Origin of the sequence: Capnocytophaga bilenii, assembly GCF_017565765.1 — a bacterium.
Taxonomy (GTDB): Bacteria; Bacteroidota; Bacteroidia; order Flavobacteriales; family Flavobacteriaceae; genus Capnocytophaga; species Capnocytophaga bilenii.
In genome coordinates this window covers 285,040-311,419 of the sequence record NZ_JAGDYP010000001.1, presented here as the reverse complement: position 1 = coordinate 311,419, position 26,380 = coordinate 285,040, and the positions used below count along the sequence as shown (strand labels likewise).

The window sequence follows — 26,380 nt, the reverse complement described above, 5'->3', positions numbered from 1 at the left end:
AAAAAGAGCAAATCAGCTTATCGCTACTAAGGTAGAGGAAAGTCTGGACACCACAGAGCATCATAGCGGGTAACGCCCGTCCGCCGCGAGGCGAGGACAAGTGCAACAGAAAGGATGTATGGGTAATGCCATAGTGAAATCAGGTAAACTCTATGAGGTGCAACGCCGCGTAAACCAGCGTTTGAGGGTTGCTCGCCCGATGTTGGAGGGTAGGCGGTTAGAGCTAATGAGTAATCATTAGCCGAGATAAATGATAAGCACTTATCAGCAATGATAAGAACAGAATCCGGCTTATGATTTGCTCTTTTATTTTTATAGAACATTTATAGTGTAGGGATGAAGAAAAAAAAATAGTTAAAAATTTGTTAATTATATAGAGAAGTTGTATCTTTGCCTCAAAATCAATAACCAACTTAGTAAATAGAAATGGGTATACCAAGATATGAAATTACTCCTGATGAAAATACTTGTTTGTTTACTTTCATTAGTGAAGGAAAGAAAGGCAGTATAGAAAAAGTAGTTCTCTATGAAGAGATGGAAACAGAAGGTTTCTTTAATTTAGGATTTGGTGATAGAGACCCTATTACGGGGTATTTAGATGATGAAGCTGTAAGTGATAATGGTGATACACAAAGAGTTTTGACTACAGTTGCTACTACTCTTTTTTATTTTACAAAAGAACATCCTGATGCTTTTGTTTATGCAAAAGGGGGAACACCAGCAAGAAATAGATTGTATAGAAGGAAAATTACGAAATATTTAAAAATTGCTCAACAAGATTTTAATGTATATGGTATATTACCAAGTGGAGAAATTGTTAGTTTTGTTCCTAATACTGAATATATAGGATTTTTAATACAACGTAAAAAAGAATAATTATGACAGCAGAAGAAAAAAAAGATTTGGAAAAATATTTGTGGGATAAATTTAAAATAAATGTACATTTTACAGAGTTTTCAACAAAAAAATACGATCCTATTAAGAATTCTTTTCCTAAAAAACTAGCTGAAGCGAATGCAATGCTGAAAAAAATGCGTTTTCCTGAAGGTTTTTTTGACCAAAAAGAAAGTGTTGGCATTTAGTGCTTGGCTTTACAAAAATAAACAATTAACTAATAAACACTATAAATAAATGAAAAAAGCTATTTTATTATTGCTCTTGGCGTTCTGCGCTATGGGCGGGGCGCAACCTATCTTCAAAGGGGTACTTGTAGGTACTGACCAGAAACCTATAAATGCTGCTAATATCATTCTTATAACGCTTCCTGATTCTACTCTTGTAAAAGGGGCTATTAGCGATGCTAAAGGTGTTTTTGAATTGCCTAACACGGCAGAGTATAAGAAAATCATTATTAAAATTACTCATTTGGAGTATGAGCCTAAGATACTTACTCCCTCACAATCGCAGTTGGGTACTATTGAGCTCACTCCTGCTACTAATCAGTTGGGCGAAGTAGTGCTAACCGCTCGCCGTCCTATTATTGAGCAGAAAGGTACGCGCATCAGCACTAATGTGGCGCAATCTTCCTTGCAAAACTTGCCTCGTGCTGAGATGCTTATTAACTTCCTGCCTGGGGTTAGCACTTCCTACACGGGGGGTGGTTTTGAGGTTTTTGGCAAAGGTAACCCTATTTTCTTTATCAATAACAGACGTGTGCGTAACCTTGATGATGTGTATCACCTTTCGCCTAAAGACATTGAAAGCATAGAACTCGAAACCCAACCAGGAGCTGAACACGATAATAGCGTGGGGGCTGTGATTTATATCAAACTGAAAAAGAAACAAGGCGATGGACTTAGTGGCTCTATTGAAAACGAAGAATACTTCCGCAAAAACGGGCTACACAATAATAGTTGGGCAAATTTGAATTACCGCTCGGGAAAAACTGATCTCTTCTTAAACATAGGTGCATATAACAACTTCAAAAATCATTTTTACCGCAATAATGAGTTGCAAACTTTCACTACCCCTCACCAATGGCGTGTAACTACCAATGAAGTAAGCGATAATAATGATAAAAGTGCTGAGGTGAAGGTAGGTTTTTCACACGATTTTTCTGACAAACACGCTATTGGAGCAAGTGTGTGGGGAGGTATAACGCCTTATTCTGGGCACGCTTATACCCAGCAAGAAACAGCCACTTACCGAAATAATGATATTATTGCTAAAGGACTGAATGAATACGACCAATTCAACCAAAACAAAGACCTCAATGCAAATGCTTATTACGAAGGAAAACTTACTGATAAACTCAAACTGCAAACTGATATTGACTATATAGGGCAACGTTCTAACAACCAAACCGACATAATAGAACACAACTTGCTCACTTCTTCGGCACAAAAAGTGCACAAACATCAAGAGGCTTCTTCTAATTGGTGGAACTTAAAAGCTACTTTTTTACAACAAATAGGCAAAGGTGCCCTCAACTACGGAACGGAACTTAGTAACCAATACCGCAAAGAAACCTACAATGATAACGCTCTCACTACTCCCGATATTAAAAATACCGAAGTGCGTTCGGCAGGATTTGCAAGTTGGGCATATCCTTTAGGCAAAATAAGTACTAAAGTGGGATTGCGTTATGAATACGCTGATTTTGGCTATTATGAAAATCAACAAAAAAGTGAGGTGAAAAGCCGAATTTATCGCCATTGGTTGCCTAATGTGTCTGTCGCTTTCCCTTGGGATAAAACACAATTCACCCTCAGCTATGTGCGCAAAATAAAACGACCTGCCTTCTACGAGCTTAGCGATTATAGTGCCTATTCTTCTCCTTTCTTGTACGATAGGGGTAATCCTTACATAATACCCCAACTCAATGACGAATGGACTGCCTTGGCTACCTATGGTCCTATTTCGGCTTCGCTGATGTACGGACATATACGCAACGCTATTCACAATGATTATTCGCTTTCGGCAATAAACCCTAATGTGATTGAAAAAACAATTCGCAATTATGACCATTACAACTTGCTAAAAGGGGTGCTGAATGCACAAATGCAAATAGGCAAATGGATGCCTAAACTAACGCTTACTTACTACAAGCCTTTTGCTAAAGATGTATTACCTACTAGTGAAGCTGCTTTTTCAGCCGAATTGATGAACCAAATAGCGCTTAACGACAAATGGTTGGTATTGGCACTTTTCAATTACGTTAGTAAAGGTACAGAACGAGAGTACTATATGTATGAACAACGCAGTGGGGTACATTTGTTTGTAGCCCGTATGCTGTTCAATCAATCGCTTACTATATATGGAGGGGTAATGGACGCTTTTAATCAGCTGAACAATCACAGTGAGTTTCGCAATCCCTACATAATGAGTAGGCAGTCTAAAAACTACGAGAATTACTGCATCAAAGTGGGGATTGATTATAATTTCAATACTACCCAAAATAGATATAAAGGGCACGGCGTTAATAATTAAATCTTGAATTTTGGTTTTAGTGTATTTTTTTGTAATTTTGCGGTTTGAAAGTTACAAATAAATAATTAAAACAATGGAAGTGAGCAAACGCTATGCACAACGGGGAGTTTCGGCTGCCAAAGACGAGGTGCATAAAGCTATCAAAAATATAGATAAGGGATTGTTTCCGAAGGCATTTTGCAAGATTGTACCCGATATGCTTACAGGCGATGACAACTATTGCCTTGTGATGCACGCTGATGGGGCTGGTACAAAATCATCTTTGGCATATATGTATTGGAAAACAACAGGTGACTTGAGTGTGTGGAAAGGAATTGCTCAAGATGCTCTGATTATGAATATTGACGACCTGCTGTGTGTGGGTGCTGTGGATAATATTATGCTATCTTCCACCATAGGGCGCAATAAAAACCTTATTCCTGCAGAAGTAATTTCGGCAATCATTAATGGTACTGAGGAACTTATAGCAGAGTTGGCAGCTCACGGGGTGCATATTTACTCTACGGGCGGGGAAACCGCTGATGTGGGAGATTTGGTACGCACTATTATTGTCGATTCGACAGTAACGGCGCGTATACACCGCAGTAAGGTGATTGATAATGCGAACATCAAAGCAGGAAATGTGATTGTAGGCTTGGCTTCGTATGGGCAAGCTACTTACGAAACGGCATATAATGGCGGTATGGGTAGCAATGGACTTACTTCGGCAAGGCACGATGTATTTGCTAAGGAATTGGCAAATCGGTTTCCTGAAAGTTTTGACCCTTCAGTACCTGAAGAATTGGTATATGCGGGTACTAAACAACTTACCGATAGAGTAGAGGGGAGTCCGTTGGATGCTGGTAAATTAGTGCTTTCGCCTACACGTACTTATGCTCCTATCATCAAAAAGATTTTAGAAAAATACGACAATACCCAAATAAATGGTATGGTGCATTGTAGCGGAGGGGCACAGACAAAAATACTACATTTTATTGAAAATCTGCACATTGTAAAAGATAACTTATTTGCTGTACCGTCGCTATTTCAATTGATACAACAAGAGTCGGGGACAGAATGGAAGGAGATGTACCAAGTGTTCAACTGTGGGCATCGTATGGAGTTGTATGTAGATGAGGCGATAGCTAATGATTTGATAGCTATTTCGGAGAGCTTTGGTGTGCCTGCCCAAGTGATAGGACGCGTAGAGGTTTCGGATAAAAAACGCCTGACTATAAAGAGTGAGTATGGCACTTTTGAATACTAAATTGGATATACGTACCGATGTAAAATGGGCATTTACTTACTTTGCAATAGTAGTATTGTTGGGGATATTTATGCGTTCGGCAACAGTGGTAGCCTATCCTTTTACTTTTAATTATCGGAATATAGTACATACTCATTCGCATTTGGCGTTATTAGGCTGGGTGTATGGGCTACTTTCGGCACTATTGGTGCGAACATTTATTCGTTTTCCTCAAAAGAATATTGATGAGGTAGGTGAGAACTCTTGGGGTATTCGCATCGTAAATAGGCGGCTTTTTAACTATCGGTTGCTGTTTTACATCACACAGTTTTCGGTATTAGGAATGCTTTTTAGTTTTCCTTTTCAGGGCTATGGAGCGGTGTCTATCAGTTTTTCATCGGTATTTATTATATGTACTTATATTTTTGCAAGATTTTATTTTAAACATTCTGAAAAAGATGTTTCGTTGCTGAAAAGAGCGGTAAAAGGGGAAGATTTTGTAAAAATGGGGGTGTTTTACCTTGTATTATCAAGTATAGGGATTTGGTTGATGCCTGTAATGATTGTGAAATTTGGCAAATACTCTGATATGTATATGTGTGCTATTGCCTTTTTTTTGCACTTTCAGTACAACGGCTGGATGCTAAGTAGCCTGATGGGGCTTTTTATAAAGAAATACGGTTGGGCAGAACGTTATCCTCAGTTGCTAAAAAAAGTATTTATAGGTTTTCATATAGGTATTATTGGCACGTTATTTGTTTCGTGGTTGGGGTACTTTGGTTATTCCATTTACTATGTAGTGGGGGCAGTTTCGGCACTGATGTGGTTGGCAGCGGTGTGTGTGATAGGGTATTTGTACTTGAAACACAAAGAACGAACACTTTTGGCAAGTATTTTTATAGGAGCTTTTGCCGTAAAAGTGTTGTTGATGCTCATTGGAACCCTGCCTGTGCTTACGCAGTATCTTTTTACTAATATGGATCTGCTGATAACCTACTTGCACTTCAATTTTTTGGGAATTATCACCATCGGGCTGTTCTTGTTTTTGGAAGAAGTATATAAGGTAAATCGCTATTTGCTTTATATATATTTGTTTGCATTTTTTAGTACAGAATTGCTGATAGCCTATAAGGGATTTGCAATTGTGTTTCAGTATCCTATACTTACAGAGTTATACGATTGGCTTTTTGTAGCGACCGCCTTGTTTTACTTACCAGCCATAGGTTGGCGCATAGGGTGTTATAAAATAAAATATATATAAAATTGCATTTGTAGAATAATAGTATTACTTTTGCAACCTATTAAAAGGAGAAGAATAATAAACTTATGAATAGAACAAAGATTTTCACATTTTTGGGAATGTTATTGGCTACTATGGTAGTTTTTGGACAAACGAGCCGCAAAAAAGTAGACGGAGTAGCTGCTGTAGTGGGCGATTATTTGATATTGGAGTCGGATATAGATAAAGCATATATAGATTTGCGCCAGCAGGAGGTGGATACTAAAGATATATCGCGCTGCCAGATGCTTGGCAAGCTGATGGAGGACAAGCTATATGCACACCAAGCCGTGCAGGATAGTATTAAACTTACGGATGCTGAGATACGCGACCAAGTGAACCAACGTATTGAGTTTTTGACAGCTCAATTAGGGGGAGATATTAAAAAACTATTGGAGTTTTATAAAAAAGATGATGAGCAGGCTATGCGCGATGAGCTTTTCAACCTCTTGAAGGTGAATACACTTGCCCAACGAATGAAGCAACAGGTGGTGAAAGATGTGGAAGTAACCCCTGAAGAGGTGCGCAACTTTTTTAATGCTATTCCTGCCGATGAACGTCCGCATTTTGGTACAGAATTAGAGATAGCACAGATAGTGGTAAACCCTGTAGCACCCCCAAGTGCAGTACAAAAGGTAATAGACCAGCTGAACGACATAAAAAAAGATGTGGAAGAGGAAGGGATGAGTTTTGCTACTAAGGCAATACTTTATTCACAAGACAGAGCGACTGGAGGACAAGTACTTACATTCAATAGAAATTCGGCTTTTGACAAAGCATTTAAAGAGGTAGCTTTTACCCTACAAGAAGGGGAAATATCAAAGCCTTTTGAGTCGAGTTTTGGGTGGCATATTATTCAGATGGATAAAATAAGAGGGAAAGAGGTGAGTGTACGCCATATTTTGATAATGCCTGATATACCTGATGAAGCTTTGAATGAGGCTAAAGAGAAAATAGCAAAAATACGCGACCGCATTGTAAATAAAGAATTAACCTTTGACGAGGCTGCTCGTAACTTTTCTGACGAAAAAGAGACCCGTAATGATGGAGGACAACTCATAAATCCTGAAGACTTATCTACACGCTTTGAGCTGACACGTATAGAACCCTCACTTTATGCGCGTATATCAGACCTAAAAGACAATGAAGTATCTGTACCTTTTTTAGATGAAGACCGCACGGGTAAGAAAAGTTATAGAATTTACCAAATTACCAATCGTATAGAGGAACACCAAGCGGATTTTGTGAAGGATTACGTAAAGATACAAGATTTGGCACTAAAAGAAAAACAGCTAAAAGCTATTAGTAAATGGCTGAAAGAACACATTGAAAAAACTTATATAGCAGTAAAAGGCGAATACAGAAAGTGTGAATTTTCTAACAATTGGCTAAAAAAATAGCGATGGAAGTTTCATCATATTATACATTACAAGGTGATAAAAATGCAAAAACGATAGTATTTTTGCACGGATTTTTGGAAGATAGCAGTGTGTGGCAATCACTTGCCGAAAAACTATCGGGCGAGCATCAAGTGCTTTGTATAGACTTATTGGGGCACGGCAAAACGCCTGTAATAGCTGAGGTACACACTATGGAGCTAATGGCTGCTGCGGTGCGCGATGTACTACAAAAAGAGGGTATTAGCCGCTGTAGCTTGGTGGGGCACTCTATGGGGGGATATGTGGCACTTGCTTTTGCAGAATTGTATCCTGAAATGGTGGAAGGGCTTGCCCTAATGAACTCTACTACACTTCCTGACAGTGAAGAAAAAAAGAAAAATAGGGATAGGGTATTGAAGATTATACCTACGCAGAAAGAACTATTTGTGAGAGCTGCGGTAACGAACCTATTTAGTACTGAAAATCAGGTGGCGATGAAGGACGCCTTGGAAAAATTGGTAGCTATAGGAATGGCTACCAACAATGAAGGGATAAAAGCGGCTTCGCTGGGGATGAAGCTACGTTTAGACCGTACGATAGTATTTGAACAATTGACGGCAAAAAAACATATATTTATAGGAGCTAATGACGCGCTCATTCCTGCGGATAGCTTGGTAGCACTGGCAAATAGTGCAGGGGCTACCTATTCACTTCTTTCAGGTGGGCACTTATCGTATATAGAAAATGAGGCAGAAACGCTGGAAGCGTTGTTGGCATTTAGTTGTTAGTAAAAAAATATGGTAAAATATTGGGCAATAGGGCTGGGGGTGCTTATGCTGGTGGCTTGTAGTGGAAATGAGACGTCACAAAAAAAGACCACAACTACAACCACAGTAGCGGAGACAGCAACACCTACCACCAACGAAAAAGATAAAGAGGCTAAAACAGATGAAGCGGAAGGTAGTGTGCTTAGCAAGACACTCACTACCGATTCAGCAATACCTTTTTTGTACGAATACGAAAAACAACATAAAGAACGTTATGTGCGTATTATTACCGATTACGGAAATATAGATATAGAGCTTTTTAACGAAACGCCTTACCATAGGGCGAATTTTATTTTTTTGACAAAGCAGCATTATTTTGACGGTACGGTATTTCACAGAGTAGTGAAGGATTTTGTGATACAAGGGGGAAATTCGGAAAGTTGGAAAATAAGCAGACGCCGAGCTGCAATAGGTTCGTACCTACTGCCTCCTGACACAAAAAAAGGATTTAAGCACCACCGAGGTATTGTATCGATGCCGAGTAGCGATATAGACAATCCGCACCAATTTGCATCGCCTTATGAGTTTTTTATAGTGGTGCAAAAGCCAGGAGCATATCACTTAGACGGGCATTATACAGCTTTTGGCAAGGTGATAGCAGGAATGGAGGTTGCGGATAAAATTAATCAGGTGGAGACAGAAGGCAGGGACAATTGGCCTAAACGAGATATAAAGATGAAGGTTGTTATTCTCAATAAATAGCGAGCAATGAAATACTACATCATAGCAGGAGAAGCTTCGGGTGATTTGCATGGGGCTAACCTGATGAAAGAACTATACAAAAAAGACCCCAAGGCAGAGATTCGCTGTTGGGGGGGCGACCAAATGCAGCAGGCAGGAGGGACGCTGGTGAAGCACTACCGAGACCTTGCTTTTATGGGTTTTTGGGAGGTGCTTACTAACTTGCGCACTATTTTGAAAAACATAGACTTCTGCAAAAAAGATATTACTGCTTTTGCGCCAGATGTGCTTATTTTTATAGATTACCCAGGTTTTAATATGCGGATAGCTAAATGGGCAAAACAGCAGCATATCCCGACACATTACTATATTTCGCCACAAATATGGGCGTGGAAAGAGAACCGCATAAAAGCTATAAAACGAGATGTGGATGCAATGTACGTAATACTGCCTTTTGAGAAGGAGTTTTACGAGCAAAAGCACCAATATGAGGTGCATTTTGTGGGGCACCCGCTCCTTGATGCTATAGGGCAACGAGAAGAAGTGAATGAAGAAGCCTTTAGAGAAGCTAATGGATTGGACAAACGCCCTATCATAGCACTGCTGCCAGGCAGTAGGAAGCAAGAAATAGCCAAGATGCTAAAAGTAATGCTAACGGTAGTAGATGATTTTCACGAATATCAGTTTGTAATAGCAGGGGCACCAGCGATAGATTACAGTTTTTACGAGCAATTTATCTGCAATGAAAACGTGCATTTTGTGAGTGGCAAGACTTATGACCTGCTATCACTATCGTATGCAGCTTTGGTAACAAGTGGTACAGCTACTTTGGAAACGGCACTACTGAATGTGCCAGAGGTGGTGTGCTACAAAGGGAATAGAATTTCATACGAAATAGCAAAACGCGTTATTAAGCTGAAATATATATCGTTAGTAAACTTAATAATGGACAAGCCTGTGGTTACAGAGCTTATACAAGGAGATTTGACGACTGAAAATTTGAAAAAGGAATTGCACAAGCTCACAACCTATGTGCATAGATATGAAGTTTTTAAAAACTATGTATTGTTGCGGGAAAAATTGGGAGGCAAAGGAGCGAGTGAAAAAACAGCGGCTTTAATTATAGGAGAATGAAGAGAGATATTTATTGGCAACAGATGAACCTTAATCTATCGGATAGGCTTATACTGCTAATAAGTGGGGTATTTTTATTAGGGAAAGTGTTTGTAGCTACGGAGCTCATTGAGGTAGAGACACTGAATCGTTGGCTTTGCTTGTCTGAAGATTTTTCTTTATTTGTGAAACGACCATTTACCATACTCACCTATGCCTTTTATCACGTGAGTTTTGAGCATTTTTTAGGCAATATGCTTTTTTTATTTTTTATAGGGCGTATATGGTTTCATTTTTTGGAATGGAAGCGTTTTTGGGAGGTGTTTTTGGTGGGTATAATTACAGGAGGTGTGTTGTTTTTGGGAAAGGGATATTTCTTCAGGGAGGCTACCGAGCACACGATGTTGTTGGGGACATCGGGGGGCATAATGAGTTTGCTAGCTTATATGGCAATAAAAACGCCACGACATAAGGTAAATTTATTCACGCTGAGCATACCATTAATTTACTTGTTTGTAGGGGTAATGGTGCTGGATATGTTTAATTTTACAGAAAACCCAGGTGGTAAAATAGCTCATTTGGGAGGAGCTATTGGTGGGCTTATTTATGCTTTATTAAGTAGGTATAATGTTGCCTTGCGAAAAATATTTTTAAATGATAAAGAGGCAGCTATAGAGAAAAAAAAGGCTATAGCAGCTGAACAACAAAGGATAAAACAACTAAAAATCAATAAGTTATTGGAGAAAATAGGGATGAGTGGTTATGACAGTTTGACGGAAGCAGAGAAGAGATTTTTGTTTGAAGCCAGTAGGGATAGGTAGCGGTTGATTTTTTAACATTTCATTAACATTGATTTGTGAGATGTTTTTTGTATCTTTGCGCAAAGTTGAATGAAAATTGATTTAATGACAGATGAGAAGACTATTGCTTATAATTTTATTGTTTCTATTTTCTTGTAATAGGAAAGGTGAGGACAATACGGTTTTGCGAGGATTTTTTCCTAACGCAAAGGATATGCAAGTAACCCTATATGCTGATGATGTTCCTATAGATACGGCTTATTTGACCAAGGATAAGAATTTCATATTTAATATGAAGTTATTTGAGAGTAAGCTTTACAATTTTGAGATAGATAAGAATTATCAGTATGTGTTTTTAGAACCTAAAGATAGTTTGGTGGTGTATGCCAATGCTTTTAGGTTTGCAGAGAGTATTTCATTTTCGGGCAAAGGGGCAGGTGTAAATAATTTTATTATATTGCAAGCGAGTGAGTTTGACACTCAAGAGAGCTTGTTTAAGGCATACCACAGATTGCCACCTGTTATTTATAAACGAGTAATGGATTCTATTTGCCTACAAAAGCAAAAGGAATACAATAATTTTGTAAAAAATAATCCTAGATTATCAGCACGAGCAAGAGATTTGGCACTAGTGAGTGCTACATTTCCTATTTACAAAGAGATGGAGATATATCCGTTTGTATATCAAGATGTAGATGGAAGTGCTATAACAGATCGTTTGCCTGCTAATTTTTACGATTATAGAAAGCGAATTAATTACAATAATACTTTTTTGGAGTATTTTCGTCCGTATTACAGCTATATGGTGATGTATGTGAATAATCTTGCTTTTACGAAATATACTCGTGATAGGCAAACACTGGTGGATGTGAGTAGGGAGCTTGGATTTCATTTAGAGAAAATAAAGATTATAGATAGCTTGTTTAGTAAAGGGAACTTGCGAGATAATTTGTATAGGAATGCTGCCTATGCTTATGTGTTTAACATTCAGGGACATATAGCTTATAAGGATTACTTTGATAAATTTGCAGCGTATAACAAAGATAATAAGCACAAGGCAGAACTTGATAAGGTTTTTGGGAATGTAGTAGCCTTGCAAGCAGGGAAGATACCGCCGGACTTTGATTTGATAGATACAAAGGGAGAGCCTACAAAATTTTCGCAGATACAGAGGCAGGAGGTAACAATTTACTATTTTTGGTCGGTGAGCCAACAAGAACTTTCTAATCTTATATTTGATAGGATAGCACAATTAAAACAGTTGTTTCCTAATGTAAAGTTTGTAGGGATAGATATAGGGCAAGACAAGCACCAATGGCGTAAGCAAATAGAGCGTACTAAATGGACAGACCAATATCACTCTATCAACTTTATGGATTTATCACAGAAGTTTTTAATCAACAATATCAATAAATCATTGATTATAGATAAAAATGGGCGAATTATATCGGCATTTGAAGATATTTTTAGTCCTAACTTAGAAAAGATATTATTGCTAAAAGAATCATAATTTAGTTATGACAAATCAGATTATTACGCTGGTAATGTATTGTATTCCTGCTATAATAGTGGGAGCGGTGGCATTCTATTTTTTTAGGATACACATAGAGAATGAAGACCGCAAACGGTTGTTTTTGTTGCAACAAGAGGCGCACAAATACGCTTTGCCTATCAGGTTGCAAGCCTATGAGCGAATGACGCTTTTTTTGGAGCGTATAAGTCCGCAGCAGTTGTTTTTGCGGATTCCTCCTCGAACATTATCAAAGAAGGAATACGAGATGCTGTTGGTGAATAGTATAGATGAAGAATTTGAGCACAATTTGGCACAACAAATTTACTTAACGCCTAAATTGTGGAACATTATACGTACTGCCAAAGCAGCTACAATACAAGTAATAAGGAAGGCAGCTTATAATAATGAGGTGGCTGATGCGAATGCTATGGTAGAGACTGTTTTTAAGGAGTACATAGATAGGAGTACGCCCACAGCGAGTGCGCTTAGCCATTTGAAAGACGAAGTTCGTCAGTTTTTAAGATAATATATAGTATATAGAGGTTGTTCTTGATAGGACGACCTCTTTAATTGTGGATTATTAATTTTTTTCTTATGAAAATACTTTTAAAGTCAGCACATATTATTGATAAAGAGAGTGCTTTTCATAATACTATCAAGGATATATTGATTGAAGATGGAGTAATAAGACAGATAGGAGAAGCATTAGGAACGATAGAGGCTGATAGTGTAATTGAAAATATATTTGTTTCGCAGGGCTGGACAGATAGCAGTGTGTGCTTTGGGGAGCCAGGTTATGAGGAACGAGAAACTTTGGCTAATGGAATGCGTACTGCGGAAAGGAGTGGTTTTACACACGTGCTGGTAAATCCGCTAACGCATCCTGTAGTGGATAGCCAATCGGGGGTGGTGTATATAAAGGATAAAACACGAGGTTTTGCAGCTACGGCACACCCTATAGGAGCTTTGACGGTGGAGAGCAAAGGCGATTATCTTGCGGAGCTTTACGATATGCAACAAGGAGGAGCTGTGGCTTTTGGCGATTATAAAAAGCCAATAGCTAATAGCAATTTGCTGAAGATTGCCTTACAATATGTGCAGCCATTTGGAGGTTTGGTTATCTCATTTGCCAATGATACTAAAATTATGGGTAAAGGAGTGGTGCACGAGTACAAAGAGAGTACACGCTTAGGGCTAAAAGGGATACCCCCTTTGGCAGAAGAACTATGTGTAGCGCGTGATTTGGCTATATTGGAATATACGGGGGGAAAGCTGCATATTCCTACAATTTCAACCCAGCAATCGGTAGCACTTATTAGGGAAGCTAAAAAGAAAGGATTGGATGTGAGTTGTAGTGTAGCCCTTGCTAACTTGCATTTGACAGACGAGGTACTTGAAGATTTTGACACGAACTATAAAGTATTGCCACCATTGCGTGATGCTGCTACTGTAGCGGCTTTGAGAGCAGCACTAAATGAGGGAGTGATAGACTTTGTAACTTCTGACCATAACCCTTTAGACATAGAATTAAAATTTAAAGAATTTGATTTGGCTGCTTTTGGCACTATAGGGTTGGAAAATATGTGGGGGATATTGAGCAAGTATGTTTCGGTGGAAAAAGCAGTAGACTTACTTACAGCTGCTAGAAAGCGTTTTGCTATAGAAACACACCCTATAAAAGAAAATGGAATAGCTGACCTTACTATTTTTAGAACAGAAGGTACGCATATTTTTAGAAAAGAAGATATACTTTCAGCTTCAAAAAACAGTGCTTTTATAGGTGCTGAGCATCAAGGAAGTGTAGTGGGTGTAATAGCAAACAATAAGGTGATAACAAAAGAAAACAACGCATAAAGAAACTATGAATGCAAATAAAAAATTACCATTGGAGTACATTCTTAGAGAACCGTTATTAAAAGTGGAATTACCGCCAGTTATTTTTATGATACACGGTTATGGTAGCAACGAAGAAGATCTTTTCTCGTTTGCAAATGCTTTGCCGCCAGAATATATGATTATTTCTTTTAGAGCACCTTATCATTTGGCTACTTTTGGTTATGCGTGGTATATGATTAACTTTGATGCAGACCAAAATAAATGGAGTGATAACCAACAAGCGATAGAGTCGCGAGATTTGATTATGCACGCTATAGAGGAGGCTTGCAAGGTATATAAGCTGGATACTAACGATATTACTTTGCTCGGCTTTAGCCAAGGAAGTATATTGAGTATGGCAATAGTTCTTTCATATCCTAATAAAATACGCAATGTAATTGCACTGAGTGGTTATTTAAACGAAGAACTTATAAAAGAGGGTTACGAAAAACAAGATCATACAGGGGTACGCATTTATGTATCGCACGGCACGAGCGACCAAGTAATACCTGTGGAATGGGCGAGGAAAACACCCGAAATATTAGCACGATTAGGAATAAAATACAAATACGAGGAATATCCTGTAGGGCACGGTGTATCGCCTCAAAACTTTTATTCATTTCGAGATTGGCTTACAAACAAGGATTAGCAATGATTAAGAAAGAGTTTAAAGAGAAGTATGAACTTTTCAAGCGGCTGGCTTACGTGATTATTTATGGAACTAATACACGCTTAGGCAGGCTTTTTGACCTTGTGCTTTTGGCACTAATAACCGTTAGTGTGATAATGGTGATGCTTGAAACCGTAAAAGGCATAGACCATCGCTTGCACGGATTATTAGTTTTTATGGAGTGGATTATTACTGTTTTTTTTACAATAGAATATATACTTCGTATCATTAGCAATAAAAAACCATATCGCTATATCTTCAGTATGTATGGTATCATTGATTTGATATCCATATTGCCAATGTATCTATCATTTATAACCCCCTATACGAAAGCTATCTCGGTAGTACGAGCATTGCGTTTGTTGCGTATTTTCCGTATTCTTGATTTGGTAACTTTTATGAACCAAGGGGAAGAACTGAAAATGGCACTTAGGGCAAGCCGTAATAAGATTATAGTTTTTGTATACTTTGTATTGGTAATTTCTATATTATTAGGTTCCTTGATGTACGTTATAGAAAAACACCAAAATGGCTTTACAAGTATTCCGCGCAGTATTTATTGGTGTATAGTAACCCTTACTACAGTGGGTTATGGCGATATATCGCCTTCTACCACTTTGGGACAGCTGGTAGCAGCAGTAGTAATGATATTAGGTTATGGTATTATAGCGGTGCCTACAGGTATTGTAACGGCTGAATATACAAAAGTATCGCGAGCTAATATTTTGAAGGAAGAAGAAATGAACTACCGTGAGGAAATAGCACAACGAGAAAAGAAGATAATTTGCAATCATTGTGGTAATACGCAACATTTGCCTGATGCGAAATATTGTTCGGAGTGTGGACATTTATTAATAGAAAAAAGAATAGATGCAGCCCAAACGTAAAACATTACTAACGATAGTGGGACCTACTGCTATAGGAAAAACACGTATGGCAATAGCTCTTGCTACTCACTTTGGCACAGAAATACTATCGTGTGATTCACGTCAGTTTTTTAAAGAATTACGTATAGGTACTGCTGTTCCTTCGGCAGAGGAATTGGCGCAGGTACCTCATCATTTTATACAACACAAGAGTATTTTTGAAAGTTATTCGGTGGGAGATTTTGAGCGTGATGTGATAGCATTGTTAGATAAATTGTTCAAAAAACACGATGTAGTAGTAATGGTGGGCGGTAGTGGCTTATATGCCAAAGCAATTATTGATGGTTTGGACGATTTTCCCGAAGTAGATGAAGTAATTAGGCAGGAACTGAACGAGGCTTATGCACAAAAAGGTATTGGGTACCTACAAGAGCTGCTAAAAACTTTAGATGAGGTGCAATATAACCAAATGGACGTACAAAATCCTCAGCGACTTATCAGGGCACTTGAGGTGTGTAGAGCTTCGGGGAAGCCTTATTCTTCATTCTTGCAAAGAAAGGAGAAGCAGCGGGATTTTACAAGTGTGCAGATAGGGCTTACCGCAGATAGAACAGAAGTGTATGAACGTATCAATAAGCGTGTGGATATGATGCTTGAAGAAGGGCTACTGATAGAAGCACAAAATATGATGCCCTATAAACACCTGAATGCGCTACAAACTGTAGGATATAAAGAGTTGTTCTCTTTTTTTGAAGGAGAGTGCAGTTTTGAGGCAGCCATAGAAGCAATAAAAATGAACACACGCCGTTTTGCAAAGCGTCAATTTACGTGGTTTCAGAAAGATAAACGAATTAAATGGTTTGATTATAGAAGTTCATTAGAAGAAGTAGTGCTTGGTATTTAGTGCTTTTCTTTTTTGCCGTTTGGCGATGACAAACTAAATAATAGATAAAAAATATAAATAAGAGTATGAAAAGTATTTTTAAATATTGCCCCAATTGTACTTCTACAGATATAGAGTTTCCTAACAATGTGCGTTTTGAGTGTCACAATTGTGGTTTTACCTATTTTCACAATATAGCAGCTGCGGTAGCAGTAGTTTTTAAACAAGGTGATAAGATACTTTTTACAGTACGAAATATAGACCCTGACAAAGGAAAATTAGACCTGCCAGGTGGTTTTATAGATCCTAATGAAACAGCTCAAGAGGCTGCTTGTCGTGAAGTGAGAGAAGAGTTGGGCATAGAGGTTGTACCATCGCAAATGCGCTTTCTTACAACCTTTCCTAATAACTATCTATACAAAGAAGTGCCTTACAGAACAATGGATATGTTTTTTTTATGTGAATTACCCACTACACAACTATCTATAACAGCTCCTGATGAAATAAAATCTCTTGAGTGGTTTCCTATAGCTGAAATCCCAGTTGATAAGATAGGATTTTTATCTATAAGAACTGTAACCGAGATGATTATCAATAAAGAATTGGCAATCTAAAAAAAATAATTATTGATAATTAAACATTATTTTGTACCTTTGCTGCCTGAATATAAAAATAATTTGTAAATGTTTAAATGGGTTAAAGCAGCTTTTTGGAGTAATATTGCAGGTTTAATTTTGCGCAATAGAATTACATTTTTGCTACTTTTGGTTGCCATTACAATAGGTTTGGCATCGCAGTGGAAGTATATACGCTTCACTTTTACAGAAGCAAATATGTTACCAGATGATCACCCTGTAAATATGCAGTACAAAAATTTTCTTTCTAAATTTGGTGAAGAAGGAAACCTTATATTGCTGGCACTTGATGATCCTAATATTTATACTCCCGATGTATTGAATAAATGGATAGCACTTAGCAAAGAACTAAAACAGTTTAAGCAAATAGATGCTGTAATATCTATTGATAATTTGCCAATATTGGTAAAAGATACGGCTACACAGCGTTTTATTACCCATAAATTCATTACAAAAGAGGTTAAAACACAAGCAGAAGCTGATAGCTTGCGACAAGTACTCTCTGAACGTCTTCCTTTTTACGAAAATCTTATTTACAACAAAGCGACCAATACACTGCAAACAGCGGTGTATATGAATAAAAAAATCGTCAATACGAAAGCCCGCAAGGATTTTATACTGAATGATTTTATACCTATTATTGAAAAGTTTGAGCAACAAACAGGGCTAAAGGTACACACTTCGGGGATGCCTTATATACGTACGCTTAGTGCTCAAAATATTATGGACGAAATAGGGCTTTTTATCATTGCGGCACTTATTTCAACATCATTAATCTTCTTCTTTTTCTTCCGTTCATTTAGGGCTATGCTCATCTCGCTGGGAGTTGTATCAATAGCAGTAATGTGGGTATTTGGATTCTTAGGACTTTTTGACTATGAAATTACAATACTTACCGGCTTAATACCCCCATTGGTGATTGTGATAGGTATTCCTAATTGTGTATTTTTGATTAATAAATACCAACAAGAAATCAGCAAGCACGGTAATCAGGCAAAATCGTTGGTTAGGGTGATAGGTAATGTGGGTAATGTTACCCTACTTACGAACCTTACTACGGCAATAGGCTTTGCTACTTTTATTTTTACAGAAAGTACCTTGCTGAAACAATTTGGTATTATTGCCTCTATCAACGTATTATCTATATTTTTTATATCGCTGTTGTTTATTCCTATTGTATATAGTTATTTGCCTATACCTAAAGAGAAACACTTGCGACACTTACATCGCAATTGGATAGGAGGCTTGATTAAATTTATAGAAAATACGGTGAAACATCACAGAATAGCTGTATTTGTGGTGGCAATAGGCTTGCTTGTAGCAAGTATTATAGGTATCTACAAAATAAAAGTATCGGGTAGTTTGATAGAGGATATGCCTAAATCGGCAGCTTTTTTTGATGATATTTCGTTTTTTGAGAAGAATTATGGGGGTATTATGCCTTTGGAAATTACTATTGATACGAAGCAGAAAAACGGAGTTACCAAGTTGGCAAACTTAAAGCGCATAGATGAGCTTTGCAGTCATATAGAGGAAATACCTGAAATATCTAAACCTCTTTCAATAGTAAACTTGGTGAAATATGTGAAGCAGGCGTACTATAATGGTAATCCTAAATATTACAGTTTGCCCACTTCGCAAGAACAGACTTTTATACTTTCTTATATAAAGAATTCTAAGGGCAAAGCCAATATTCTTTCGGCTTATGTGGATTCGTTAGGACAAACGGCGCGTATTACTACCTTTATGAAGGATATAGGCACAGAAAAGATGCAACAAATAGAGGAGGATATTTATAATAAGGCACAAAAACTATTTCCGAGTGATAAATATGAGGTAAAAATTACGGGTAAGGCTTATTTATTTACCAAAGGGACGAATTATTTGGCGAGCAATTTGATTTGGTCATTGGCATTAGCTATATTGCTTATTGCAACGATAATGGCATATATGTTTAGATCGTTTAAAATGATAGTGGTTTCGCTGATACCTAACTTGTTACCATTACTTATTACTGCTGGTTTGATGGGGTATTTTGGTATTCCACTAAAACCTTCGACAATATTGGTTTTTAGTATTGCTTTTGGGATTTCGGTAGATGATACAATTCATTTTTTAGCAAAATATCGTTTGGAACTGGTGGCGCGTAATTGGAAAATTAGTAAATCGGTGTATGGGGCGTTGCGAGAAACGGGTATAAGTATGTTCTATACTTCTGTAGTATTACTTTCTGGATTTTCGGTATTTTTATTGTCAAGTTTTGGAGGTACGAAGGCTCTTGGAGGTTTAATATCGGCAACTTTACTATTTGCAATGATGACGAATTTGATATTATTGCCAAGTTTATTGCTTTCGTTGGAACGCTCACTATCAAACAAACACACTATTAAGGAACCTAATATTGATATATTTCCGAAAGAAGAAGAGGAACAACACAATGAAAAAGAAAACTAAATTAAAAATCTTATGGAAAATAAGAAACACGTAGTGATTGTGGGCGGTGGATTTGCAGGCTTGCAATTGATGAAAGGACTTGACCGCTCGGATAAATACAATATTACTTTGGTGGATATTAATAATTATAATTTTTTTCCACCTTTACTATACCAATTGGCGGCGGGCTTTATGGAGCCTTCTTCTATTTCTTATCCTTTTAGGCGATTGCTCAGACAGCATAAAAATGCGCGCTTTAGAATGGGGGTGCTAAAAGAGGTAGTGCCTGCTGAAAATAAAGTTATTCTTAGCAACGGAGAGCTTGGCTATGATATTTTGGTAATGGCAACGGGTGCGGAGTCTAATTTCTTTGGCAATAAGAATGTAGAAGAGAAGGCGATGCCGATGAAGACGGTGGGTGATGCGCTGATGTTGCGCAATTTGGTATACACGCGATTGGAGCGTGCAACACGAACAGAGGATAAAGAAGTACGCCGCAAGCTGCTTTCATTTGCTATAGCAGGTGCGGGACCTACAGGGGTGGAACTTTCGGGTATTTTTGCTGAAATGAAGCAAAATATTATGAAAAAAGATTACCCTGAATTGAGCCAATCGGATTTGGGGGATATTTACCTTATAGATGGGCAAAAAACGGTGCTTGCTCCTATGTCAAAAAAAGCTCAAGAATATACCGAGAAAGCCCTTTTGAAAAAAGGAGTAAAACTGAAAATGGGGGTATTCGTAAAGGATTTTGTGAATGATGAGGTTGTACTTTCGGACGGGACTATACTGGAAGCGCGTAACTTGATATGGGCAGCAGGGGTATCGGCAAAAACCTTTAAAGGGATAGACGATAAGGAATATTTGGGACGCGGCAAACGTATGAAGACTGATGCATATAACAAAATGGAAGGTTTTGATAATATTTATGCTATAGGCGACTCGTGCATTATGACTGCTGACCCTAATTATCCTGAAGGACACCCTCAGCTAGCGCAAGTAGCAATACAACAAGCTGATAACCTAGCTGCTAATATGAATAACGACTTTCAAAAACCTAAACCTTTTAGCTATGTAGATAAAGGTTCTATGGCTATTATAGGACGAAACGAAGCTGTAGCTGATTTGCCTAAAAATATTTTTATTAAAGGTTTTTGGGCGTGGGCTATTTGGGCTTTTATTCATATAATGTCGTTAGTGAATTTTAGAAATAAGATGCGTGCTTTTTATAATTGGGTGGGTTACTACATTAGCAAAGACCAATCATACCGAATGGTACTAAAACCTAACGAAAAAGCGAAGGGATAAGGCTAAAAACTGATGGACATAGCAGTAAAACAATGGAAACAAGCTTTGCAATACGAATTGCAGGGGGAGGATTATCAGTCGCTGGTATATACCTCGCACGAGGGTATTCCTATACTGCCATTTTATACTGCTGAGAATGTGAAGGAATCTTTTGGAGTAGGGGTAAAGACGCAAGTAATGATACCGCTATTTGTACGAGATAAGGAGCTTACTTTGGCACGTATTAGTTTATGGAAAGGTTTTTCGGTTGGTGATTTTTTGCTTGTAATACAGCAGGACACAACCCAAGCGGAGGTGTTACAATGGTTGCTTAAAGAGGCTAATTACATTTTTGCTACAAGCCTTGTAGATGTAACTGCTTACCAGAATGCAGGAGCTACCATAGTGCAACAAATTGCTTTTGCGATAGCGCAAATAACAGAAAATATAAGTGCTTTGCAAGGTAGGGATATTGCTATAAAAGTGGCGGTAGGAGGTAGCTTATTGTTGGAAATTGCAAAATTACGAGCTTTTAGAAGGTTACTTTCAGAGTGTTTTCCACAGTACAATATACAACTGATAGCAGAGGTCTCTAATAGAGGACTAAGTTTGCAAAAAGGGGATTACAATAGGAATTACGTGCATTTGGCTTATGAAGGAGCTGTATTGGGTGGGGTGGATTATCTGTTGCCTAAAAATCCGCTGTTTTTTAAAAAGAGCCATTTGAATATAGAAAAGGAAAATGTGGGCGTTATCAATAAATTGCTTAACAACCGACAGTCGGCTCTACTTAATGGAGCTTGCGCTATTGAGGCATTGAGTTATGAAATTTATAAAAAATCATCTGAATTATTGGAGCAAGTGATGAAAGCTGGAGGTTTTACTATGCTGCTTAATAGCAATAAATTGCAGCGGCAAATAAAGCAAAAGGCAGATGAGGAACAGGCGATTTTTGATAAACAATGCGATGCCTTATTGGCAGGGACTACATTGACTTTTTACGGCAGGAAGGAGTGGGATTTTTATCCGTTTAGCAAAAGACAAGCAGAAAAAGGAGTGATAATACCACTTGTAGCTAAACGGCTTTGGGAAAAGATAGAAAAGCAATATGGACAAAAAGACGACACAAATAGCAGGACTTCCGCCTTATGAACGAGGATATGACTATATGGGGTATTTGAAGAAAATGCCTGAACTGAAGGTCGTGGAAAATATAGCGCATTTGCCTTCGTATTACTTGCCAGCGGTGGAGCTTTTGGAAGAAGACCATAATAAGCAGTTGGTAATGCAATTTGTGCCAAATGAGCCATATAGAATCCTTTACCTACTTGATGAAAATAGGCTGTATGAAAGTATAGCGGACTTGCGAAAATTGCGTGCAATGGCAGCCACATTGGGAAAGAAGTTGCCCATAGCTTGCTGGGTAACAAGTATAGAGGCTTATTTATACGCACTTATAGCGCAGGCTGATGAGTTGCTGTGTGATGAGGCTCATAAAGAATTGGCTTCGGCAGCAAATAGGATGCTGATAGAAAATAGTTTGGTAGGGCGTAGTATAGATGTTTTTTATACTATATAGAAAAACGATACAAATAAAAAATAAAAAAAACTTACGATTTATTTTGCTAAGTGATATTTTTTTTGCACCTTTGCAAATATTTTTAAGGTGTAGTGTTTAGAGACTACTCTATAGGCTGAAAATCAGTGGAATTAACATAAAAAAGAATAACAAATAATAGATTTTTACACATAAACGAATGAAAGAATTTGATAAAGAAGTGTACCTAAAATGGTACGAGGATATGCTTTTTTGGAGAAAGTTTGAAGATAAACTTGCAGCAGTTTATATTCAGCAAAAAGTAAGAGGTTTTTTACACTTGTATAACGGTCAGGAAGCAGTGGCAGCAGGATGTTTGCACGCTATAGATAAGACCAAAGACAAGATGATTACTTCTTATCGTTGCCACGTACAACCCATAGGATTAGGAGTAGATCCACGCCGTATTATGGCTGAATTGTATGGTAAGGCTACTGGTACTTCACAAGGATTAGGTGGCTCTATGCACATTTTTTCTAAAGAACATAATTTTTATGGAGGACACGGTATTGTTGGTGGACAAATAGCATTGGGTGCAGGTTTGGCATTTGCTGACAAGTATTTTGATAGAGGAGCAGTTACCCTTACATTTATGGGTGATGGAGCTGTACGTCAAGGAGCTTTTCACGAGACACTTAACCTAGCAATGCTTTGGAAACTGCCTGTAGTTTTTATTGTAGAAAACAATCATTACGCTATGGGTACATCAGTAGAAAGAACTGCTAACCACGTGGATATTTGGAAGCTTGGTTTGGGCTACGAAATGCCTTGCCAAGAGGTAGATGGTATGCACCCAGAGCCAGTAGCGGAAGCAGTGTATGAGGCTGTAGAACGTGCACGTAGAGGCGATGGTCCTACTTTGCTTGATATTCGTACTTATCGTTATAGAGGGCACTCAATGTCGGATGCACAACACTATCGTACAAAAGAAGAGGTAGAGAAACAAAAAGAGAATGACCCTATTACTAATGTACTAAAAGTGATAAAAGAAAAGGGTTATGCTACTGATGCAGAATTGGACGCTATAGAAGAACGCGTAAAAGAACACGTAGCAGAGTGTGAGAAGTTTGCAGAAGAATCACCTTATCCAGAAAAACACGTGATGTATGACGTTGTTTATGCTGAACCAAACTATCCATTCTTGCCTAGCAGATTGTAAAATAGAGATAAACACTAATAAAAATAACAACATAAATGGCAGAAATTATTACTATGCCACGCCTTAGCGACACTATGGAAGAGGGTGTTGTGGCAAAGTGGCTTAAAAAAGTAGGAGATAAAGTAAACGAAGGTGACATTTTAGCCGAAATAGAAACAGATAAGGCTACGATGGAGTTTGAGTCTTTTCATTCAGGGACTCTATTATATATAGGTTTGCAAGAAGGTGAGGGTGCTAAAGTAGATACTCTTTTGGCTATTATAGGTAAAGAAGGAGAGGATATTTCGGCACTTATAGGAGGTGGAGCTCCTGCGGCGGCTGCACCTGCGGCTGAAGCAAAACCTGTAGCTGAAGTAGCAAGTGCGCCTGCAGCGGCTATGCCTGCAGGTGTAGAAGTGGTTACAATGCCTCGCTTGAGCGATACTATGACAGAAGGTACTGTAGCTTCTTGGTTGAAAAAAGTGGGTGATACTGTAAAAGAAGGTGATATACTTGCTGAAATAGAAACTGATAAAGCTACTATGGAATTTGAATCTTTCCATTCAGGTACTTTATTGTATATAGGTTTAAAAGAAGGCGAAAGTGCTTCAGTAGATTCATTATTGGCGATTATAGGTCCTGCGGGTACTGATGTAAATGCGGTATTGGCAGCTTTGCAAGGAGGTGGTGCTAGTGCTCCTGCTGCTGCGGCTGCACCAGCGGCTGAAAGCAAGCCAGCTGCTGCGGCTGCTCCTGCTGCACCAGCAAATGCTAATGATCGTGTATTTGCTTCGCCACTTGCTAAGAAAATTGCACAAGATAAAGGAATTAACTTGGCTGAGGTGAAAGGTTCTGGAGAGAATGGACGTATTGTAAGAAAAGACGTAGAAAACTTTACTCCGAGTGCTAAAGCTGCTGCTCCTGCTGCCTCATCAGCTTCTGCGGCTATACCAACAGTAATACCTGTGGGTGTGGAAGTTACTGAAGAAGTGAAGAACTCACAAATGCGTAAAACTATTGCAAAACGCTTATCAGAATCTAAATTTACTGCGCCACACTACTATTTGGCTATTGAAATAGATATGGATAATGCGATGGCATCACGAGCTCAAATAAATAGTTTGCCTGATACCAAAATATCTTTCAATGATATGGTAGTGAAAGCTTGTGCAATGGCACTTAAGAAACACCCACAAGTAAATACATCTTGGAAAGGAGATACTACAGTGTATAACAAACACGTGAATGTGGGTGTAGCTGTAGCTATTGAAGATGGTTTGGTAGTACCTGTGATTAAATTTACTGATTCATTAACTCTTACTCAAATAGGAGCTTTAGTGAAAGATTTGGCAGGAAAAGCGCGCAATAAGAAATTGACTCCTGCTGAAATGGAAGGTAGTACTTTCACAGTGTCTAACTTGGGTATGTTTGGGGTAGATGTATTTACTTCTATTATCAATCAGCCTAACTCAGCAATCTTGTCGGTAGGTGCTATTATTGAGAAACCTGTAGTGAAGAATGGACAAATAGTAGTGGGACATACTATGCAAGTAACTCTTGCTTGTGACCACCGTACTATTGACGGTGCTACCGGCGCTCAGTTCTTACAAACATTGAAAGCTTATATAGAAAATCCTGTAACTATGCTTGCATAATTAAGGAGATAAAAATAAGCCCCAAGTTACTTTGTAGTGCTTGGGGCTTTTTCTATATCCTAAACTAAACATTACGTTCCATTAAATCTAACGAAAAATCTTTTAGGTATTGTACTTTTTCTTCTGAAATAGATAGTTTTTCTAATATACTCAGAGCATTCTTAGTGGTTTGAGCTATTGCTTCGCGTACTTGCGTTGCTGCATTTGTATCTTTGAATAGTTGTTTTACTTTGTTTATTTTTTCATCGCTTTCTTCTGTAGTGTTGTACCATTGCAATAGTTGTTTTCGCTGGTTTTCATTGGCTAATTCTAAAGCTTTTAAGTATAGTATAGTTTTCTTATTTTCAATAATATCACCTCCTATTTTTTTACCAAAATTTTCATCGCCGAAGGCATCTAAATAGTCATCTTGTAGCTGAAAAGCAAGCCCTATTTCTACTCCAAAGTCATAAATATATTGCTGATTTTTTTCTGAAGTTTCTGCTATAATAGCACCCATTTGTAATGCAGCTCCTATTAGTACGGCAGTTTTATAGCGAATCATTTGTGTATAACGAGCAACACTTACTTCTGTTTTTGTTTCAAAGTCCATATCCCATTGTTGTCCTTCGCATACTTCTAAAGCTGTTTTAGAAAAAAGTTTGGCTAATTGGGCAAATATTTCAGGAGGATAGGTTTCAAAGAGTTGGTATGCAATAATAAGCATAGCATCGCCAGAGAGTATTCCTATATTGGTATTCCATTTTTGGTGTACGGTAGGTTTGCCACGCCTGAGGGGAGCTTTATCCATAATATCATCGTGTACTAATGAAAAGTTATGGAAAACTTCAATAGCTATAGCTACATTCATTGCTTTTTGGTAGTTGCTATCAAAAAGATCAGCAGCTATGAGAGCCAATACAGGTCGCAAGCGTTTGCCGCCAAGTTGCAGTATATATTGGATAGGCTCATATAAATTGCGAGGCTCTTTGAGTGTAATTGCAGTGTTAAGATGCTTTAAAAAAGCTTCACGGTAATAATCAACGGAGTACATTAAAAAGAATTGTTTATTAAAAAACTCCAAACAAGTAAGAGTATCTTATATGTTTGGAGTTT

Annotated in this window: 24 protein-coding genes and 1 other RNA gene; 24 read left to right on the top strand and 1 reads right to left on the bottom strand. The window is 38.0% G+C overall.

The window, feature by feature from the left end; genetic code table 11:
• The first annotated feature begins 4 nt into the window (after window positions 1–4).
• From rnpB to J4N46_RS01475, 24 genes are all read left to right on the top strand, one after another.
• Window positions 5–309, top strand: an RNA gene (rnpB, locus tag J4N46_RS01590) — RNase P RNA component class A.
• 117 nt (window positions 310–426) lie between these two features.
• The gene (locus J4N46_RS01585) at window positions 427–876 is read left to right on the top strand and encodes a DUF6934 family protein (protein WP_208057764.1); all 450 of its coding nucleotides are present in this window, start codon (window positions 427–429) and stop codon (window positions 874–876) included.
• Between the two features lie 2 nt (window positions 877–878).
• Window positions 879–1,082, top strand: a complete 204-nt coding sequence (locus tag J4N46_RS01580; RefSeq protein ID WP_208057762.1) for a hypothetical protein — start codon at window positions 879–881, stop codon at window positions 1,080–1,082.
• 49 nt (window positions 1,083–1,131) lie between these two features.
• Window positions 1,132–3,429 (top strand): outer membrane beta-barrel protein, encoded by a 2,298-nt coding sequence (locus tag J4N46_RS01575; RefSeq protein WP_208057759.1) that lies wholly within the window; start codon window positions 1,132–1,134, stop codon window positions 3,427–3,429.
• A gap of 73 nt (window positions 3,430–3,502) precedes the next feature.
• On the top strand, window positions 3,503–4,675 hold the full coding sequence (locus J4N46_RS01570) for an AIR synthase related protein (protein WP_208057758.1): 1,173 nt from the start codon (window positions 3,503–3,505) through the stop codon (window positions 4,673–4,675).
• Complete coding sequence (locus tag J4N46_RS01565; RefSeq protein WP_208057757.1) at window positions 4,656–5,915, top strand: hypothetical protein; 1,260 nt, start codon at window positions 4,656–4,658, stop codon at window positions 5,913–5,915. Before J4N46_RS01570 ends, J4N46_RS01565 begins: the two co-directional genes overlap by 20 nt.
• Window positions 5,916–5,980: 65 nt before the next feature.
• Entirely contained in the window at window positions 5,981–7,333 is a 1,353-nt protein-coding gene (locus J4N46_RS01560; RefSeq protein WP_208057756.1) for a peptidylprolyl isomerase, read from the top strand.
• A 2-nt stretch (window positions 7,334–7,335) separates the two neighbouring features.
• Window positions 7,336–8,100, top strand: a complete 765-nt coding sequence (locus tag J4N46_RS01555) for an alpha/beta fold hydrolase (RefSeq protein WP_208057755.1) — start codon at window positions 7,336–7,338, stop codon at window positions 8,098–8,100.
• A 9-nt stretch (window positions 8,101–8,109) separates the two neighbouring features.
• Entirely contained in the window at window positions 8,110–8,841 is a 732-nt protein-coding gene (locus J4N46_RS01550) for a peptidylprolyl isomerase (protein ID WP_208057754.1), read from the top strand.
• Window positions 8,842–8,847: 6 nt separating this feature from the next.
• The gene (lpxB, locus tag J4N46_RS01545; protein WP_208057753.1) at window positions 8,848–9,954 is read left to right on the top strand and encodes a lipid-A-disaccharide synthase; all 1,107 of its coding nucleotides are present in this window, start codon (window positions 8,848–8,850) and stop codon (window positions 9,952–9,954) included.
• Complete coding sequence (locus J4N46_RS01540; protein WP_208057751.1) at window positions 9,951–10,754, top strand: rhomboid family intramembrane serine protease; 804 nt, start codon at window positions 9,951–9,953, stop codon at window positions 10,752–10,754. The genes lpxB and J4N46_RS01540 overlap by 4 nt, the downstream gene beginning before the upstream one ends.
• Window positions 10,755–10,845: 91 nt before the next feature.
• Complete coding sequence (locus J4N46_RS01535; RefSeq protein ID WP_208057746.1) at window positions 10,846–12,243, top strand: TlpA family protein disulfide reductase; 1,398 nt, start codon at window positions 10,846–10,848, stop codon at window positions 12,241–12,243.
• A gap of 7 nt (window positions 12,244–12,250) precedes the next feature.
• Window positions 12,251–12,772 (top strand): DUF7935 family protein, encoded by a 522-nt coding sequence (locus J4N46_RS01530; RefSeq protein WP_009415919.1) that lies wholly within the window; start codon window positions 12,251–12,253, stop codon window positions 12,770–12,772.
• 68 nt (window positions 12,773–12,840) lie between these two features.
• Window positions 12,841–14,100 carry a dihydroorotase gene (locus J4N46_RS01525; RefSeq protein WP_208057745.1) on the top strand — a complete coding sequence of 420 codons (1,260 nt, stop codon included), beginning with the start codon at window positions 12,841–12,843 and terminating at the stop codon, window positions 14,098–14,100.
• A 7-nt stretch (window positions 14,101–14,107) separates the two neighbouring features.
• A complete protein-coding gene (locus tag J4N46_RS01520; protein ID WP_009415921.1) occupies window positions 14,108–14,770 on the top strand; it encodes an alpha/beta hydrolase in 663 nt (220 codons plus the stop codon).
• A gap of 2 nt (window positions 14,771–14,772) precedes the next feature.
• Entirely contained in the window at window positions 14,773–15,678 is a 906-nt protein-coding gene (locus tag J4N46_RS01515) for an ion transporter (RefSeq protein WP_009415922.1), read from the top strand.
• A complete protein-coding gene (gene miaA / locus J4N46_RS01510) occupies window positions 15,662–16,561 on the top strand; it encodes a tRNA (adenosine(37)-N6)-dimethylallyltransferase MiaA (RefSeq protein WP_208057732.1) in 900 nt (299 codons plus the stop codon). Before J4N46_RS01515 ends, miaA begins: the two co-directional genes overlap by 17 nt.
• 65 nt (window positions 16,562–16,626) lie before the next feature.
• On the top strand, window positions 16,627–17,154 hold the full coding sequence (locus J4N46_RS01505) for an NUDIX hydrolase (RefSeq protein WP_208057726.1): 528 nt from the start codon (window positions 16,627–16,629) through the stop codon (window positions 17,152–17,154).
• Between the two features lie 69 nt (window positions 17,155–17,223).
• A complete protein-coding gene (locus J4N46_RS01500; protein WP_208057724.1) occupies window positions 17,224–19,629 on the top strand; it encodes an efflux RND transporter permease subunit in 2,406 nt (801 codons plus the stop codon).
• A 12-nt stretch (window positions 19,630–19,641) separates the two neighbouring features.
• Entirely contained in the window at window positions 19,642–20,916 is a 1,275-nt protein-coding gene (locus J4N46_RS01495; protein ID WP_208057722.1) for an NAD(P)/FAD-dependent oxidoreductase, read from the top strand.
• A gap of 12 nt (window positions 20,917–20,928) precedes the next feature.
• Window positions 20,929–22,047 (top strand): methylmalonyl-CoA mutase family protein, encoded by a 1,119-nt coding sequence (locus J4N46_RS01490; RefSeq protein WP_208057720.1) that lies wholly within the window; start codon window positions 20,929–20,931, stop codon window positions 22,045–22,047.
• Window positions 22,004–22,474, top strand: a complete 471-nt coding sequence (locus J4N46_RS01485; RefSeq protein WP_208057718.1) for a hypothetical protein — start codon at window positions 22,004–22,006, stop codon at window positions 22,472–22,474. The genes J4N46_RS01490 and J4N46_RS01485 overlap by 44 nt, the downstream gene beginning before the upstream one ends.
• Window positions 22,475–22,652: 178 nt before the next feature.
• Entirely contained in the window at window positions 22,653–23,651 is a 999-nt protein-coding gene (pdhA, locus tag J4N46_RS01480) for a pyruvate dehydrogenase (acetyl-transferring) E1 component subunit alpha (protein WP_009415929.1), read from the top strand.
• A gap of 35 nt (window positions 23,652–23,686) precedes the next feature.
• Window positions 23,687–25,285: a dihydrolipoamide acetyltransferase family protein gene (locus tag J4N46_RS01475; RefSeq protein ID WP_208057717.1), complete on the top strand. Its 1,599-nt coding sequence runs from the start codon at window positions 23,687–23,689 to the stop codon at window positions 25,283–25,285.
• A 64-nt stretch (window positions 25,286–25,349) separates the two neighbouring features.
• Here the strand turns inward: J4N46_RS01475 and J4N46_RS01470 are convergent, their stop codons facing one another.
• Window positions 25,350–26,318 carry a polyprenyl synthetase family protein gene (locus J4N46_RS01470; RefSeq protein WP_208057716.1) on the bottom strand — a complete coding sequence of 323 codons (969 nt, stop codon included), beginning with the start codon at window positions 26,316–26,318 and terminating at the stop codon, window positions 25,350–25,352.
• Window positions 26,319–26,380: the final 62 nt, after the last annotated feature.

What these genes read in the sequence shown, in the direction of transcription:
- J4N46_RS01585 (WP_208057764.1), top strand. Translation starts at nt 427, where the DNA reads ATGGGTATACCAAGATATGAAATTACTCCTGATGAAAATACTTGTTTG.
- J4N46_RS01580 (WP_208057762.1), top strand. Translation starts at nt 879, where the DNA reads ATGACAGCAGAAGAAAAAAAAGATTTGGAAAAATATTTGTGGGATAAA.
- J4N46_RS01575 (WP_208057759.1), top strand. Translation starts at nt 1,132, where the DNA reads ATGAAAAAAGCTATTTTATTATTGCTCTTGGCGTTCTGCGCTATGGGC.
- J4N46_RS01570 (WP_208057758.1), top strand. Translation starts at nt 3,503, where the DNA reads ATGGAAGTGAGCAAACGCTATGCACAACGGGGAGTTTCGGCTGCCAAA.
- J4N46_RS01565 (WP_208057757.1), top strand. Translation starts at nt 4,656, where the DNA reads ATGGCACTTTTGAATACTAAATTGGATATACGTACCGATGTAAAATGG.
- J4N46_RS01560 (WP_208057756.1), top strand. Translation starts at nt 5,981, where the DNA reads ATGAATAGAACAAAGATTTTCACATTTTTGGGAATGTTATTGGCTACT.
- J4N46_RS01555 (WP_208057755.1), top strand. Translation starts at nt 7,336, where the DNA reads ATGGAAGTTTCATCATATTATACATTACAAGGTGATAAAAATGCAAAA.
- J4N46_RS01550 (WP_208057754.1), top strand. Translation starts at nt 8,110, where the DNA reads ATGGTAAAATATTGGGCAATAGGGCTGGGGGTGCTTATGCTGGTGGCT.
- lpxB (WP_208057753.1), top strand. Translation starts at nt 8,848, where the DNA reads ATGAAATACTACATCATAGCAGGAGAAGCTTCGGGTGATTTGCATGGG.
- J4N46_RS01540 (WP_208057751.1), top strand. Translation starts at nt 9,951, where the DNA reads ATGAAGAGAGATATTTATTGGCAACAGATGAACCTTAATCTATCGGAT.
- J4N46_RS01535 (WP_208057746.1), top strand. Translation starts at nt 10,846, where the DNA reads ATGAGAAGACTATTGCTTATAATTTTATTGTTTCTATTTTCTTGTAAT.
- J4N46_RS01530 (WP_009415919.1), top strand. Translation starts at nt 12,251, where the DNA reads ATGACAAATCAGATTATTACGCTGGTAATGTATTGTATTCCTGCTATA.
- J4N46_RS01525 (WP_208057745.1), top strand. Translation starts at nt 12,841, where the DNA reads ATGAAAATACTTTTAAAGTCAGCACATATTATTGATAAAGAGAGTGCT.
- J4N46_RS01520 (WP_009415921.1), top strand. Translation starts at nt 14,108, where the DNA reads ATGAATGCAAATAAAAAATTACCATTGGAGTACATTCTTAGAGAACCG.
- J4N46_RS01515 (WP_009415922.1), top strand. Translation starts at nt 14,773, where the DNA reads ATGATTAAGAAAGAGTTTAAAGAGAAGTATGAACTTTTCAAGCGGCTG.
- miaA (WP_208057732.1), top strand. Translation starts at nt 15,662, where the DNA reads ATGCAGCCCAAACGTAAAACATTACTAACGATAGTGGGACCTACTGCT.
- J4N46_RS01505 (WP_208057726.1), top strand. Translation starts at nt 16,627, where the DNA reads ATGAAAAGTATTTTTAAATATTGCCCCAATTGTACTTCTACAGATATA.
- J4N46_RS01500 (WP_208057724.1), top strand. Translation starts at nt 17,224, where the DNA reads ATGTTTAAATGGGTTAAAGCAGCTTTTTGGAGTAATATTGCAGGTTTA.
- J4N46_RS01495 (WP_208057722.1), top strand. Translation starts at nt 19,642, where the DNA reads ATGGAAAATAAGAAACACGTAGTGATTGTGGGCGGTGGATTTGCAGGC.
- J4N46_RS01490 (WP_208057720.1), top strand. Translation starts at nt 20,929, where the DNA reads ATGGACATAGCAGTAAAACAATGGAAACAAGCTTTGCAATACGAATTG.
- J4N46_RS01485 (WP_208057718.1), top strand. Translation starts at nt 22,004, where the DNA reads ATGGACAAAAAGACGACACAAATAGCAGGACTTCCGCCTTATGAACGA.
- pdhA (WP_009415929.1), top strand. Translation starts at nt 22,653, where the DNA reads ATGAAAGAATTTGATAAAGAAGTGTACCTAAAATGGTACGAGGATATG.
- J4N46_RS01475 (WP_208057717.1), top strand. Translation starts at nt 23,687, where the DNA reads ATGGCAGAAATTATTACTATGCCACGCCTTAGCGACACTATGGAAGAG.
- J4N46_RS01470 (WP_208057716.1), bottom strand. Translation starts at nt 26,318, where the DNA reads ATGTACTCCGTTGATTATTACCGTGAAGCTTTTTTAAAGCATCTTAAC.